Origin of the sequence: Vibrio sp. R78045, from assembly GCF_042466085.1 — a bacterium.
Classification (GTDB): domain Bacteria; phylum Pseudomonadota; class Gammaproteobacteria; order Enterobacterales; family Vibrionaceae; genus Vibrio; species Vibrio cyclitrophicus.
Map to the genome: position 1 here is coordinate 1,239,279 of NZ_JAXHBS010000018.1, position 15,122 is coordinate 1,254,400.

The window sequence follows — 15,122 nt, forward strand, 5'->3', positions numbered from 1 at the left end:
TAAACAACTGATACTAATAACAAGTTTGTTCACCTTATTTCTTAAAATAAGATCGTGCATTTTGTGAATCTTATTGTTCTAAATTAAAATACCGCCTCAATAACCTGCATTCTAGGACTAATCATAACGATGGAAAAAGACTATGTCACAAAAGAACTTAGCTGGTTATCTTTCAATGAAAGAGTACTGCAAGAAGCGGCAGATAAATCGGTTCCATTGATCGAAAGGGTCCGTTTTTTGGGCATTTACTCCAAAAATCTCGATGAGTTCTACAAAGTCCGATTTGCTGATGTAAAACGTAAGATCTTGTTAAAAGATCCACCGTCAACAAATGTTCCCAAAACCTTGCTGACCCAAATGCAGAACAAAACCAGAGATCTAGAGGTTCACTTCCATGAACTTTATAATGATTTATTATTGGAATTAGCACGTAACCGTATTTTTTTGGTCAACGAACAGCAAATCAGCACAGAACAAAGTGAATGGGTTAGAAAATATTTTAGAAAGAAAATACTCCCGCACTTAACCCCTTTATTGCTAAACGAAGATAGCTTGTTGCTCAACACCCTAAAAGATGATCAGAGCTATTTAGCCATCGACATCAACCGTAATAGATCTTCTCAATATGCCTTACTAGAGATCCCATCTGAACAACTCCCTCGTTTTGTCAAACTTCCAGAGACTTCAGATTCACAACGTACAACTTTGATCTTATTAGATAATATAGTTCGATTCTGTTTAGACGACCTGCTAAAAGGGTTCTTTGATTATGATTCGTTGAGCTGCTTTGCCATTAAAATGACTCGCGATGCCGATTACGATCTGCAAAAAGACTACGATTTTCAGAAAAGCAACGGCCTACTAGAGGCAATGTCATTAGGCTTAGAACAGCGTCTCACAGCACTGCCAATTCGCCTCATTTATGAATCTGAAATGCCATCAAAGATGCTGAGTTATTTGCGACTAAAGCTCAAGCTATCAGATTATGACAGCGTCATTGCAGGTGGGCGATATCATAACTTCAAACACTTTTCTGAGTTCCCAAGCCTCAATCGACACGACTTAATTAATCGCCCCCTCTCAGCAATTAAATGCGCTCAATTCAACCATTACCCTAACTATTTTGAAGCTATCAAAGCACGCGATATCTTATTACATTATCCCTATCACACCTTTGACCACATCACGGAACTGGTTAGACAAGCCTCATTTGACCCGAAGGTAAAGGCTATAAAGATCAATGTCTATCGTGTAGCTAAAGGCTCAAAGCTGCTTAACTCCATTATTGATGCTGCACATAATGGTAAGAAAGTGACGGTCGTGGTTGAGCTGCAAGCCCGCTTTGATGAACAAGCCAATATTCAATGGGCGAAGACTCTTCAAGACGCTGGTGTCAAAGTACTCCATGGCCTACCAAGTTTAAAAATTCACTCCAAGCTACTGCTCATTAAAAGAAAAAACGGCAAAGCGCTGGAACATTATGCTCATATTGGAACGGGCAATTTTCACGAAGTGACGGCTCGCGTCTATACTGACTTCTCTTTACTGACTGCAAATGAGGAGTTAACGCAAGAGGTTCGGCAAGTATTCAGATACATTGAAAACCCTTATCAAAAAGTACAATTTAAGCAGCTTATTGTTTCACCCAAAAATACCAGAAAGCGTCTTTATCAGTTGATCGACAATGAAATTCAGAATGCGGCAAATGACAAACCAGCATCGATCACTCTGAAATTAAACAACTTAGTCGACCGTGAGATCATCGAAAAACTGTATCAAGCCAGTCAGGCAAACGTAAAAGTGAGAATGATCATTCGTGGTATGTGTTCTTTGGTTCCAGGGCTCCCCAACGTCAGTGACAATATAGAGATCATTAGCGTGATAGACCGTTTTCTTGAACACCCAAGAGTAATGATCTTTGGTAATAATGATAATCCCAAAGTCTATATATCTTCTGCTGATTGGATGACGAGAAATTTTGACCGTAGAATCGAAGTGGCGACGCCAATTTTAGATCCAAAGATCAAGCAAACTATTATCGACATCACTGAGTTTCATTTTGACGACTGCAACAAAGCCCGAAGACTTGACCGAACAATGAGCAACCATTACTTAGCACCACAATCTAACCGCTTAGATGATTCAACGTCACAGCTTGCGACTTACCACTATATTAAACATATTGAGAAACTGGCTCGTAAGAAATACAAGCAAGAGAACAAATCATGCAGTTAATCGAAAGTAAACGCCCCAGATGTATCGCAGCTATCGATTTAGGTTCGAACAGCTTCCATATGGTGGTCGCTCAAGTTTTTGAACAACACCTACAATTGGTTAGTCGACATAAGCAAAAAGTCAAATTAGCCGACGGATTCAATGAGCATCAATGTATAACCGAAAGTTCTATCGAAAGAGGCTTGGCATGCCTGACACTCTTTGCCGAAAGGCTCACTGACTTTAAAATTGATGATGTCAGAGTGGTTGGCACACACACGCTAAGAAAAGCGAAGAACTCAAAAGAATTTTTGGAACGAGCGAAGACCATATTCCCCTTTCCTATAGAAATAATTTCAGGCCCAGAAGAAGCTCGGATTATCTATAATGGTGTCGAGCATACACAAGTAACCTCCAACACTAAGCTCGTGATTGATATCGGAGGAGGAAGTACCGAAATAGTTGCGGGGCAAGGCTTTACACCCAAGATTACGCATAGCTTATCAATGGGGTGTGTCAGTTTCACTCAGCGTTTTTTTGCTGATGGTAAGCTCTCATCGCAACAGTTCTCCGAAGCCTATTCTGCAGCTATTCAACTATTAACTCCTTTGGTTGATGACTTCCACTTTTTAACTTGGGATATCGCCTTTGGTTCATCGGGTACTACTAAATCAATCAAAGAGGTACTCACTGAATTAGGGTTTAACGACGGCCTCATTACGCCGCAACGTTTGTCCTATTTAAAAAACCACTTATGTGAATTTCCATCATCTGAGAAATTAGACCTATCAGGTCTAAATGATGAGAGAAAGTCAGTGTTTGCAGCTGGTGTCACCATTCTTTCAGCAGCCATGGATACACTAGACATCAAGGAGTTACATTTTTCTGATGGTGCCCTGAGAGAAGGCGTTCTTTATGACATGGAGGATAGATTTAAAGATATTGATGTTCGAACAAGAACTGCCGAAACGCTAGTCTCTCGATACCATGTTGACGTAGCCCATGGCCAGAAAGTCAAAGTACTCGCTCTTGCATTATTGAAACAAGTGCAGCCTCAAGTGACTACTACAGTCACTAATGAGCTATATGATCTGGTTGGTTGGACAGCATTGCTTCATGAGGTTGGACAAAGCATTGCATTTCAAGGCTATCACCGCCATTCAGCTTATCTACTCAAACATACGACAATGCCCGGTTTCAATACCGAGCAGCAACGCCTGATCTCAACATTGGTTCGTTACCAAAGAAAAGCACTCAAGCCACAAGATTTACCGGAACTTTCCCTGTTTGATCCACAACAAATAACGCTGCTAATCCGCATATTAAGACTCGCAATTTTACTCAATCGACAGCGAAGTCAAGCACTAGTCCCTGACGTCACCCTAACGATTGAACTACATGGAGATTGGGAATTAAAAGGCACCTGCAGCAACTGGTTAGCTGAAAATCAACTGCTTAATTATGAACTCAGAGAAGAACAAAAACGCTGGGGGTGTGCAGGATGGTCATTGATACTTAAATGATAGAGCTTCAACACAAAAACAGCCTGCGACTTCGCAAGCTGTTCATACGTTTTTTCTACGTCCAGTCGCCTTAATCAGAGCCCGACTTTTGCCAACTCTTTCTCTGCAAACTCAGACGGTATCGCTAAGTAACCATCTTTTTCTACAAGCTCTTGCCCCTGCTTTGAGAATATAAAAGTAAGAAACTCTCTCTCAACAGGAGAAAGCGGCTTATCGGGATGCTTGTTCACGTATACATATAAAAAGCGAGACAATGGATAGTCACCGCTTAAAATATTGACACGAGTAGGCTCAACAAATTGCGAACCTTGCTCTGCAATCGGAATTAATTTAACGCCAGCGACTCGATAACCAATGCCTGAATAACCTATCCCACTGACGGATGATGCGACAGATTGAACCACTGAAGCAGAACCTGGTTGTTCATTGACTCGATTCTTAAAGTCACCACCGCACAATGCGTTTTGCTTGAAATAGCCGTAGGTTCCCGAAACGGAATTACGCCCAAACAGTTGGAATCGATGTTTTGCCCAAGGTTGGTCTACGCCTAGATCTTGCCAATTGTTCAGAGGTTTCGTCGCACCACAGCGTAATGTCTCAGAAAAAATGGCGTCTATCTGGTGAAAATTTAGCCCTTCAATTGGATTATCACGGTGTACAAACAAACCAATAGCATCGATAGCAACTCGAAGCGCTGTTGGCTTATAGCCATGCTCTCTTTCGAATGCTTCTACTTCTCTTAGGCGCATTGGTCGACTCATAGGACCAAGGTGAGCCGTGCCTTCCGTTAGAGCAGGAGGTGCCGTTGCAGAACCTGAAGCTTGGACCTGAGCGTTAACATTCGGATAGTAAGATTTAAATTCTTCAACCCATAACGTTGTCATACCAGCCAAAGTATCCGAGCCTACCGATAATAAGCTCCCAGAAATACCTGGTACCTTAGAATAATTAGGAAGCGACTCAACGCTCTGTTCAGCATAGCTAGGATTAACCACAGCAAACGCTAATAATGTACTAATGGGTAAACGCATCCTGCGTATCAAATTGTTCATGACACGGTTAGTCTATTTGGAAGCGTGAAATGGAATCGGCTACCAACACCAACTTCACTTTGAATTTCTAAATGCGAGTCATGATGACTAAGTGCATGCTTTACAATCGCTAACCCAAGCCCACTACCACCCGTATCGCGTGAGCGGGCTTTATCAACACGATAAAAACGCTCTGTGAGTCGATGAAGGTGCTGTGGCTCGATTCCGTCTCCGGTGTCTGATACGTCCAAACATGCGCCTTGGCTAGTTTGATACCAACGAACCTTAACTGTAGCGCCTGGCGGTGTGTATTTGACTGCGTTGTACACAAGATTCGATATAGCACTTCTTAGCTGATCTTCATCAGCTAGAACTCGTAAACTCTTATCAATATCAAATTCTAGCTTGTGCTCCCGATCGCCACTTAGACTTGCGGCTTCTTTTTCAAGCACTTCCAACATAGCCGGTACATTGACGACTTCATCCAACTCATGCATCGGAGCAGCTTCAATTTTTGACAGTGTTAAGAGCTGGTTCACTAGACTGTTCATGCGATTCAGTTGTTCAGTCATCACGCCATGGGCTTTAGGCCACATAGGTCCAACGATCATGTCTGGATCTTCCGTCATTTCAAGATAGCCCTGAAGTACAGTCATTGGAGTACGCAGTTCGTGGGAAACGTTAGCAAAGAAGTTACGACGCATGCCTTCCAGCTGTTTTAGCTGAGTAACATCACGTACTACCATCAAGTGCTCACCTTCAGTGTAAGGCACGATACGCAGCTCAAGCATACGTTCCACATTGAGTGGCGATGGCATTTCTAACGGCTCTGAGAAATCTTGTTTATTAAGGTACTTGATGAAGTCCGGCGTGCGGATTAAGTTGGAAATAGGTTGCCCTGAATCGTCTGGCCAGCGAAAGCCCAGTAAATACTGAGCGAGCTTATTACACCAAACGATATTGCCTTCACCGCGAAATACCACAACGGCATCGGGCAGAGATTCCGCACCGTTTCTGAAACGGCGAATTAGGTTAGTCAACTCTTTGCGTTTGCGACGCTGCCTCTGCTGCATACGATATATACCATTGAACAGAGACTCCCAATTTCCAGAACCTGATGGTGGCGTTAGACGCTTCTCATCCCACAACCATGCGGACAAACGCATTTGATTGTGTAGATGCCAGCCGAGCTGCAATACCGTAGCAGCCAGCAGTAACCATGGTAAGTAACCGAATATCCATCCGACTAAAATCCAAGGTGCGTAAAAAAAAGCCAGCTCCCAAGCCAGCTTTTTCCAGGTTAACTTTTCAACCATTCAGGACTCCGTAAACTGGGTAGCGAAGCCACACTAAGCCTTTGTAGAAAAACGGTAGCCCGCGCCGCGAACCGTTTGGATTAGCTTATCGTGACCTGCGGATTCAAGTGCTTTACGCAGGCGTCGAATATGTACATCAACAGTACGATCTTCAACGTAAACGTTGGTGCCCCAAACATTATTCAATAGTTGCTCTCGGCTATACACACGCTCTTGGTGAGTCATAAAGAAGTGCAGCATTTTGAACTCTGTAGGTCCCATATCAACCGGACCTTCGCTTGCGGTAACGCGGTGAGATACAGGGTCTAACTTAAGACCTTGAACATCAATCACATCTTCCAGTGCAGTTGGCGTTACACGACGAATAACGGCTTTAAGACGCGCCACTAACTCTTTTGGCGAAAATGGCTTAGTGATGTAATCATCAGCGCCGACTTCTAATCCACGAACCTTGTCTTCTTCTTCACCACGAGCCGTCAGCATCACTACTGGGATGTTGCGAGTTAACTCTTCACGCTTCATGTGCTTGATAAAGTTTATCCCACTACCGCCAGGTAGCATCCAATCTAGTAATACTAGATCTGGGAAAGGTTCACATAGCTTGTTTACCGCTGTATCGTAATCTTCAGCCTCTACTGCTTGGTAGCCTTTTTGTTCAAGGACAAAACACAGCATCTCACGAATAGGTGCTTCATCTTCAACGACCAGAATCCTTCTCGACATAATTGAATAGCCTTTGTATTTAATCAACGCATTGCATTATCTGAGTTAATTATGACACTTTTGTGACCTTTGAAAACAAATTTTCATATAACTGTCTCAAACAATTCACTTTATAACTTTTGATACAGAGCTAGGGACAAATCAACTTAGATCTCATATCATGAGGCACTTCTAAAAAGGTATGAGAAAAATTTATGTGGTTTAAAAATTGCCTAGTCTATCGCTTCAACCGTGATATTGATTTCAATGCAGATCAGCTAGAGAAACAACTTGAAGAGTTCCGTTTTACCCCTTGTGGTAGCCAAGACAAACAGAAGTTTGGTTGGGTAAATGCGATGGGTAGACACGGCGATATGATGACGCACGTATCAGAAAACCGCATTCTAATCTGTGCAAAGAAAGAAGAAAAAATGCTTCCTGCTTCTGTGATCAAAGATTCATTAAATGCAAAAGTAGAAACACTTGAAGCGGAGTCTGGTACTCCTCTGAAAAAGAAAGAGAAAGATAGCCTAAAAGAAGACATCATCATCGACCTTCTTCCTCGAGCTTTCAGCCGCAGTAACTTCACTTACGCGCTGATCATGCCGAAAGAAGGCTTTATTGTGGTTGATGCTAGCAGCTACAAAAAAGCTGAAGACGTATTGGCATTACTACGTAAAACTATGGGTAGCCTACCAGTAGTGCCAGCTATTCCAGAGCAAGCGATTGAAACGACTCTGACAGAGTGGGTGAAATCAGGTGATACGCCTAAAGGAATCACCATGCTTGATGAAGCTGAACTAAAATCAATCCAAGAAGACGGCGGTATTGTCCGAGTTAAGAAACAAGAACTAGAAACGGATGAGATTAAAAACCACATTGAAGCCAACAAAGTTGTGACTAAGCTTCTTATCAACTGGCAAGATCGCATTGAGTTCATCCTTGCTGAAGATGGCAGCATCAAGCGCCTGAAATTCAGTGATGAACTAAAAGATGAGAACGACGATATTCCTCGTGAAGATCAAGCTGCACGTTTTGATGCAGACTTCTCTCTACTTTGTGGTGAGTTCAGTGTTTTCCTTCCAAACCTATTTGAATCATTAGGCGGGTTAACTCAACCTAACGCTTAATTGTTTCGATTTAGAGCTCAGGTGTCGACGATATCTGAGCTTGTTTTCTTCTCCACCCCGCTTATCAACACCTAACAACACTCTTCGCAATACCATTGTTATCTTTAGGGCTATCAACCAAACTCATTTTAGCGTAAAATTTGCGCCCCTTTGATATCACTTGGTGGTATCAACCTGACTTGAGATCAGATTAGAGAACGAAGCAATGACTACACAAAAACCATTTGTACCTGAACTATTATCACCGGCAGGAAGCCTTAAAAACATGCGTTACGCATTCGCCTACGGCGCAGATGCAGTTTACGCTGGCCAGCCACGTTACAGCCTTCGTGTTCGTAACAACGAGTTCAATCACGAAAACCTACAAATCGGTATCGATGAAGCTCATGCTCAAGGCAAAAAGTTATATGTTGTATGTAACATTCAGCCACACAACTCTAAATTAAAAACATTCATTCGCGACCTTAAGCCAGTTGTTGAGATGGGCCCAGACGCTCTTATCATGTCAGATCCAGGTCTTATCATGATGGTACGTGAATCATTCCCTGAAATGCCGATCCACCTTTCAGTTCAAGCAAATGCCGTAAACTGGGCGACCGTTAAGTTCTGGTCAACTCAAGGCGTTGAGCGTGTGATCCTATCTCGTGAGCTTTCACTTGAAGAGATCGAAGAGATTCGCGAACACTGTCCAGAAACAGAACTAGAGATCTTTGTTCACGGTGCACTATGCATGGCTTACTCTGGTCGTTGCCTACTTTCTGGCTACATGAACAAACGCGATCCAAACCAAGGTACTTGTACTAACGCTTGTCGTTGGGAATACAAGACAGAAGCAGCAAAAGAAGACGAAAACGGTCAGATCGTTGAAGCTAACCCTACAGGCGTTGCTATTCAAGAAGTCGAAACTCAAGGTATTGAAGTTCAAGACGAGCGCCCTGACAACACACTAGGCCTTGGTAAGCCAACTGATGAAGTCGTTTTACTTTCTGAATCACACAAACCTGAAGAGAAAATGGCGGCGTTTGAAGATGAGCATGGTACTTACATCATGAACTCGAAAGACCTTCGCGCAATCCAACACGTTGAGCGCCTAACTAAGATGGGAGTTCACTCTCTAAAAATCGAAGGCCGTACTAAGTCTTTCTACTACTGTGCACGTACAGCCCAGGTTTACCGTAAAGCTATCGACGATGCTGTAGCAGGCAAACCATTCGACGAAAGCTTAATGGGTACACTAGAGAGCCTAGCTCACCGTGGTTACACTGAAGGCTTCCTTCGTCGTCACACTCACGATTCATACCAAAACTACGAATACGGTTACTCTATCTCTGATACTCAACAGTTTGTTGGTGAATTCACAGGTAAACGCCGTGGCGACCTCGCTGAAGTAGAAGTGAAAAACAAATTCCTAGTTGGTGACAGCCTAGAAATGATGACACCGAAAGGTAACATTGTTTTCAAACTAGAAGTTATGGAAAACCGTAAATCTGAAGCAGTAGACGATGCAAAAGGTAACGGTCACTTTGTATTTATCCCTGTACCAGCAGATTTGGATTTAGAGTACGGCTTACTGATGCGTAACTTAAGCGCAGGTCAAGATACACGTAACGCATCAGGTAAATAACCTTTACTTGAGAAACTTTTGCTGAGAATAATATATGGCTCTGTTAATTACCGACAAGTGCATAAACTGTGATATGTGTGATCCTGAATGCCCAAATGGTGCAATCACTATGGGCGACAGTATCTTTGAGATCGATCCTGATTTATGTACTGAGTGTAAAGGTCACTATGAGAAGCCAACATGTCAGTCAGTGTGCCCCATTACAAAATGCATCATCACTGACCCAAACCATATTGAAACTGATGACGAGCTGCTAGAAAAGTTTGTCATTATTCAAGGCTTGACCTAATAAAGAAAAGGTTCAACTTATTATAAGCTGAACCTTTTTTTTAACCTGATTTTCCGATTGGATAAATATTGCAAAAGAGCTCCTTTTCAAATTGATATTCAAGTCTCTCTCGCCAATTTATCGATTGCGCGATAGGAATAAGATAGAAATTTTCCCTACTGGTATCTGTCACAAATGCCATTCCATACTGCATCAACTCATAATGGACATCATTAACAAAACTCGGGTCTAAGCGTTGTCTACCAGTCAGGTGATTAATGTCATCTCTTGAAATAGAAATACCTGAATTTTCTGTACTGAATCTATGTCTTAACCATTCTGAAAATTCCTTTGCACAAATCATAGTCATAGTCTTATCCTTGAATTATCTATCGACGGGCATCAGACTCTGATTTCGCATACTGCACATAAGCCGCATCTTTCACCCCAAAAACACTCCATTCCTGACCAAACGTTATCAAATTCGTAACTACTCGTACTATTCTCATTATTGTTCTTATTAATATCAAACGATGTTCTTAATCTTGTGTTTATAAACTCTAGACAAAAGTGTGACATTTCTCCAGTTTTAGAAATGAGAAAACCAATGGCATTACCACTCTAGTTGAGCCTAGTAACTAAAATTACTTCTTGGATATCAAAGCTAAACACTGACTAGGCATCACTTTTATTTTTTTCTTTTTAGTAGTCTTAGCGACTTTTTTCGGGGGGGAGACTGGAATATTTTTCGGAGCCCAACTTGCAAGTTCATCTCCACAGCCATCACCTTTTGGAGGGTTTGCTTGCGCGATACAGTTCGAACTACCTTCGGGGCACTTTAAGCGTACATGAAAATGTGAATGGTGCCCCCACCAAGGCCTAATTTTCCCCAACCAAGCTCTGTCTTTCATATCTGAGGACTCTCGGTTACACAGGATTTGTTTAATAACTGGATGGACAAATATACGCACTACTTTTTCATCTCTAGCTGCATAGCGAATCACCTGAAAATGCTCATCAGTCCAATTCGACTCACGCAACTTGTAGTTGGTGAGATCCACGACACTCATTGGCTTGGGGACAGCAAGTTCATTCTCAGATAGCCTTTTATTCGTCAACCTTAACCAGATATCAATATCTAATCCAGTTTGGTGACTTGAATGACCCGAAGAAAAGCGCCCTCCTCTAGGAAGTGAAATATCACCGACCAATAAATTAGTATTGAGTTTCTCGCTGGTCGTTCCACCTAACCTTTCAATAAACCTTATAGCTTCTATATGGCCATAATAGCGCCCTCTTTGAGGACGAATGATCTGATATCCCAAACCATTAATAGGCAAAGCCTGCGCACCATCTAGACAGCCATTAGCATAACTTCCAATTGATGAGGGTGAGTTATTAGTAGGGTGACTCTCTTTCTCCCACGAAGTTGCTGATAAAGAAAAGGAACAAAAGAATACAAACAGTGCGAAAAAAAACCTCATAATAATCCTAAATTACTGACGCTTACTCATTATATTAGTCGTCATTTAGGATTAGGTGCATATCGTATTTAAATTTTTGGTGCTAGCCAGTGAATGAGACGGGTTAAAGCTATAAAGTAGGAAAAGAGAAAACAGAAAAATCTCGGTATAGATGAATTTTGAAGCGTAATGAGCTATTTAGACCAAGTTACTTTCTATAATTTATCAAGCTCCAGAAAGCAAAAAGGCTCTAGCATTTCTGCTAGAGCCTTAAATATGGCAGGGGTGGAGAGATTCGAACTCCCAACACGCGGATTTGGAATCCGCTGCTCTGCCAATTGGAGCTACACCCCTATTTTCAGTTTTAAAGAGCTGAAACTCTGAATAAGTGGCGGAGTGGACGGGACTCGAACCCGCGACCCCCGGCGTGACAGGCCGGTATTCTAACCAACTGAACTACCACTCCGCAGTGGTCAACTCACTAAGTGAGCGTCCATATCTCCAGGTTGGTCAACCTAAAGATTTAATTTAAAGCCTGGCGATGTCCTACTCTCACATGGGGAAGCCCCACACTACCATCGGCGCTATTGTGTTTCACTTCTGAGTTCGGCATGGAATCAGGTGGGTCCACAATGCTATGGTCGCCAAGCAAATTTTAAAATTCGGAAAACTGATTTAAAAGTATTTCTCTTCAAACGCATTCAAGGTCTGTCTTTCTATTGAGTCCACAAAACCCCTTGGGTGTTGTATGGTTAAGCCTCACGGGCAATTAGTACAGGTTAGCTCAATGCCTCGCAGCACTTACACACCCTGCCTATCAACGTCGTAGTCTACGACAACCCTTTAGGACACTTATAGTGCCAGGGAAAACTCATCTCAAGGCTCGCTTCCCGCTTAGATGCTTTCAGCGGTTATCGATTCCGAACTTAGCTACCGGGCAATGCCATTGGCATGACAACCCGAACACCAGAGGTTCGTCCACTCCGGTCCTCTCGTACTAGGAGCAGCCCCTTTCAATTTTCCAACGCCCACGGCAGATAGGGACCGAACTGTCTCACGACGTTCTAAACCCAGCTCGCGTACCACTTTAAATGGCGAACAGCCATACCCTTGGGACCGACTTCAGCCCCAGGATGTGATGAGCCGACATCGAGGTGCCAAACACCGCCGTCGATATGAACTCTTGGGCGGTATCAGCCTGTTATCCCCGGAGTACCTTTTATCCGTTGAGCGATGGCCCTTCCATTCAGAACCACCGGATCACTATGACCTGCTTTCGCACCTGCTCGAATTGTCATTCTCGCAGTCAAGCGGGCTTATGCCATTGCACTAACCACACGATGTCCAACCGTGTTTAGCCCACCTTCGTGCTCCTCCGTTACTCTTTGGGAGGAGACCGCCCCAGTCAAACTACCCACCAGGCACTGTCCGTAACCCCGATTCAGGGGCCAACGTTAGAACATCAAAACTACAAGGGTGGTATTTCAAGGACGACTCCATCACATCTAGCGACGCAATTTCATAGTCTCCCACCTATCCTACACATGTAGGTTCAATGTTCAGTGCCAAGCTGTAGTAAAGGTTCACGGGGTCTTTCCGTCTAGCCGCGGGTACACTGCATCTTCACAGCGATTTCAATTTCACTGAGTCTCGGGTGGAGACAGCGTGGCCATCATTACGCCATTCGTGCAGGTCGGAACTTACCCGACAAGGAATTTCGCTACCTTAGGACCGTTATAGTTACGGCCGCCGTTTACCGGGGCTTCGATCAAGAGCTTCGACCGAAGTCTAACCCCATCAATTAACCTTCCGGCACCGGGCAGGCGTCACACCGTATACGTCATCTTACGATTTTGCACAGTGCTGTGTTTTTAATAAACAGTTGCAGCCACCTGGTATCTGCGACTCTCGTCTGCTCCATCCGCAAGGGACTTCACTGATAAGAGCGTACCTTCTCCCGAAGTTACGGTACCATTTTGCCTAGTTCCTTCACCCGAGTTCTCTCAAGCGCCTTGGTATTCTCTACCCGACCACCTGTGTCGGTTTGGGGTACGATTCCTTACAATCTGAAGCTTAGAGGCTTTTCCTGGAAGCATGGCATCAATGACTTCACTACCGTAGTAGCTCGACATCGTATCTCAGCGTTAGTAGCGGTCCGGATTTACCTAAACCACCCGCCTACATACTTGAACCTGGACAACCGTCGCCAGGCCCACCTAGCCTTCTCCGTCCCCCCATCGCAATTGTAAGAAGTACAGGAATATTAACCTGTTTCCCATCGACTACGCCTTTCGGCCTCGCCTTAGGAGTCGACTTACCCTGCCCCGATTAACGTTGGACAGGAACCCTTGGTCTTCCGGCGAGGGAGTTTTTCACTCCCTTTATCGTTACTCATGTCAGCATTCGCACTTCTGATACCTCCAGCAGCCCTTACAGACCACCTTCAACGGCTTACAGAACGCTCCCCTACCCCACATACCCTAAGGTACGTAGCCGCAGCTTCGGTGTATAGCTTAGCCCCGTTACATCTTCCGCGCAGGCCGACTCGACCAGTGAGCTATTACGCTTTCTTTAAATGATGGCTGCTTCTAAGCCAACATCCTGGCTGTCTGAGCCTTCCCACATCGTTTCCCACTTAGCTATACTTTGGGACCTTAGCTGGCGGTCTGGGTTGTTTCCCTCTCCACGACGGACGTTAGCACCCGCCGTGTGTCTCCCGGATAGTACTTACTGGTATTCGGAGTTTGCAAAGGGTTGGTAAGTCGGGATGACCCCCTAGCCTTAACAGTGCTCTACCCCCAGTAGTATTCGTCCGAGGCGCTACCTAAATAGCTTTCGGGGAGAACCAGCTATCTCCAGGTTTGATTGGCCTTTCACCCCTAGCCACAAGTCATCCGCTAATTTTTCAACATTAGTCGGTTCGGTCCTCCAGTTGATGTTACTCAACCTTCAACCTGCCCATGGCTAGATCACCTGGTTTCGGGTCTAATCCTAGCAACTGTACGCCCAGTTAAGACTCGGTTTCCCTACGGCTCCCCTAAACGGTTAACCTTGCTACTAAAATTAAGTCGCTGACCCATTATACAAAAGGTACGCAGTCACACCACGAAGGTGCTCCTACTGCTTGTACGTACACGGTTTCAGGTTCTATTTCACTCCCCTCACAGGGGTTCTTTTCGCCTTTCCCTCACGGTACTGGTTCACTATCGGTCAGTCAGTAGTATTTAGCCTTGGAGGATGGTCCCCCCATATTCAGACAGGATATCACGTGTCCCGCCCTACTCGTTTTCACTGATTATGATGTGTCGGTTACGGGGCTATCACCCTTTATTGCGAGACTTTCCAGACTCTTCACCTGCATCATTAAAAGCTTAAGGGCTAATCCAATTTCGCTCGCCGCTACTTTCGGAATCTCGGTTGATTTCTCTTCCTCGGGGTACTTAGATGTTTCAGTTCCCCCGGTTTGCCTCCTGTTGCTATGTATTCACAACAGGATACTTACTTATGTAAGTGGGTTTCCCCATTCAGGAATCCCAGACTCAAAAGGTTATTACTACCTAATCTGGGCTTATCGCAAGTTATTACGCCTTTCATCGCCTCTGACTGCCAAGGCATCCACCGTGTACGCTTAGTCACTTAACCATACAACCCGAAAGGGTCTTAGCGTATGGCAACTAACCAAGGTTTTTGGTTGTCATCAAGAAGGGTTAATTCTTGATAACTGTTTGCCGGACTCAATTTACTTTTTGTTTCCACTTTTTAATAAAAAGTGGAATCAAAAAATGAACAATCATTTCTGATCATTCGAATACAAGACACTTGAATGTGTTTGTTGTGTTTATACCGTTCTT

10 protein-coding genes, 2 tRNA genes and 2 rRNA genes are annotated in these 15,122 nt (G+C 43.9%); 5 read left to right on the forward strand and 9 right to left on the reverse strand.

The genetic code is table 11. The annotated features are described in order from the left end of the window. Positions 1-129: 129 nt before the first annotated feature. Positions 130-2,235, forward strand: a complete 2,106-nt coding sequence (gene ppk1, locus SJY39_RS27370) for a polyphosphate kinase 1 (protein WP_016796701.1) — start codon at positions 130-132, stop codon at positions 2,233-2,235. Then, positions 2,226-3,737, forward strand: a complete 1,512-nt coding sequence (locus SJY39_RS27375; RefSeq protein WP_016788428.1) for an exopolyphosphatase — start codon at positions 2,226-2,228, stop codon at positions 3,735-3,737. Before ppk1 ends, SJY39_RS27375 begins: the two co-directional genes overlap by 10 nt. Before the next feature lie 74 nt (positions 3,738-3,811). Here SJY39_RS27375 and SJY39_RS27380 read toward each other — a convergent pair whose 3' ends face one another. The 3 genes from SJY39_RS27380 to phoB are packed head-to-tail and all read right to left on the reverse strand — an operon-like array spanning position 3,812 to position 6,807. Further along, positions 3,812-4,768, reverse strand: a complete 957-nt coding sequence (locus tag SJY39_RS27380; RefSeq protein ID WP_010440438.1) for a PstS family phosphate ABC transporter substrate-binding protein — start codon at positions 4,766-4,768, stop codon at positions 3,812-3,814. A 17-nt stretch (positions 4,769-4,785) separates the two neighbouring features. Next, positions 4,786-6,084: a phosphate regulon sensor histidine kinase PhoR gene (gene phoR, locus SJY39_RS27385; RefSeq protein WP_010440437.1), complete on the reverse strand. Its 1,299-nt coding sequence runs from the start codon at positions 6,082-6,084 to the stop codon at positions 4,786-4,788. A gap of 33 nt (positions 6,085-6,117) precedes the next feature. Beyond that, positions 6,118-6,807: a phosphate regulon transcriptional regulator PhoB gene (phoB, locus tag SJY39_RS27390; RefSeq protein ID WP_004735064.1), complete on the reverse strand. Its 690-nt coding sequence runs from the start codon at positions 6,805-6,807 to the stop codon at positions 6,118-6,120. A gap of 194 nt (positions 6,808-7,001) precedes the next feature. On the opposite strand from phoB, the gene rdgC reads away from it, so the two are divergent. From rdgC to SJY39_RS27405, 3 genes are all read left to right on the forward strand, one after another. Beyond that, positions 7,002-7,916, forward strand: coding sequence for a recombination-associated protein RdgC (gene rdgC, locus SJY39_RS27395; protein ID WP_010440435.1), 915 nt, complete (start codon positions 7,002-7,004; stop codon positions 7,914-7,916). A 205-nt stretch (positions 7,917-8,121) separates the two neighbouring features. Beyond that, positions 8,122-9,540, forward strand: a complete 1,419-nt coding sequence (gene yegQ, locus SJY39_RS27400) for a tRNA 5-hydroxyuridine modification protein YegQ (RefSeq protein ID WP_010440433.1) — start codon at positions 8,122-8,124, stop codon at positions 9,538-9,540. A gap of 34 nt (positions 9,541-9,574) precedes the next feature. After that, complete coding sequence (locus SJY39_RS27405) at positions 9,575-9,829, forward strand: YfhL family 4Fe-4S dicluster ferredoxin (protein WP_004735061.1); 255 nt, start codon at positions 9,575-9,577, stop codon at positions 9,827-9,829. A gap of 40 nt (positions 9,830-9,869) precedes the next feature. Here the strand turns inward: SJY39_RS27405 and SJY39_RS27410 are convergent, their stop codons facing one another. The 6 genes from SJY39_RS27410 to SJY39_RS27435 form a co-directional block, all read right to left on the reverse strand. Beyond that, positions 9,870-10,178: a hypothetical protein gene (locus tag SJY39_RS27410; RefSeq protein ID WP_010440431.1), complete on the reverse strand. Its 309-nt coding sequence runs from the start codon at positions 10,176-10,178 to the stop codon at positions 9,870-9,872. Positions 10,179-10,452: 274 nt separating this feature from the next. Then, positions 10,453-11,292, reverse strand: a complete 840-nt coding sequence (gene mepA, locus SJY39_RS27415; protein ID WP_016796703.1) for a penicillin-insensitive murein endopeptidase — start codon at positions 11,290-11,292, stop codon at positions 10,453-10,455. Between the two features lie 256 nt (positions 11,293-11,548). Beyond that, a tRNA-Trp gene (locus SJY39_RS27420) sits at positions 11,549-11,625 on the reverse strand. 35 nt (positions 11,626-11,660) lie between these two features. Then, positions 11,661-11,737 (reverse strand) — tRNA-Asp (locus tag SJY39_RS27425). Positions 11,738-11,804: 67 nt separating this feature from the next. Further along, positions 11,805-11,920, reverse strand: a 5S ribosomal RNA gene (rrf, locus tag SJY39_RS27430). Between the two features lie 99 nt (positions 11,921-12,019). Further along, positions 12,020-14,913 (reverse strand): 23S ribosomal RNA (locus tag SJY39_RS27435). Positions 14,914-15,122 lie beyond the last annotated feature (209 nt).

Coding starts and splice junctions, on each gene's coding strand:
- ppk1 (WP_016796701.1), top strand. CDS start 130: ATGGAAAAAGACTATGTCACAAAAGAACTTAGCTGGTTATCTTTCAAT.
- SJY39_RS27375 (WP_016788428.1), top strand. CDS start 2,226: ATGCAGTTAATCGAAAGTAAACGCCCCAGATGTATCGCAGCTATCGAT.
- SJY39_RS27380 (WP_010440438.1), bottom strand. CDS start 4,768: ATGCGTTTACCCATTAGTACATTATTAGCGTTTGCTGTGGTTAATCCT.
- phoR (WP_010440437.1), bottom strand. CDS start 6,084: ATGGTTGAAAAGTTAACCTGGAAAAAGCTGGCTTGGGAGCTGGCTTTT.
- phoB (WP_004735064.1), bottom strand. CDS start 6,807: ATGTCGAGAAGGATTCTGGTCGTTGAAGATGAAGCACCTATTCGTGAG.
- rdgC (WP_010440435.1), top strand. CDS start 7,002: ATGTGGTTTAAAAATTGCCTAGTCTATCGCTTCAACCGTGATATTGAT.
- yegQ (WP_010440433.1), top strand. CDS start 8,122: ATGACTACACAAAAACCATTTGTACCTGAACTATTATCACCGGCAGGA.
- SJY39_RS27405 (WP_004735061.1), top strand. CDS start 9,575: ATGGCTCTGTTAATTACCGACAAGTGCATAAACTGTGATATGTGTGAT.
- SJY39_RS27410 (WP_010440431.1), bottom strand. CDS start 10,178: ATGACTATGATTTGTGCAAAGGAATTTTCAGAATGGTTAAGACATAGA.
- mepA (WP_016796703.1), bottom strand. CDS start 11,292: ATGAGGTTTTTTTTCGCACTGTTTGTATTCTTTTGTTCCTTTTCTTTA.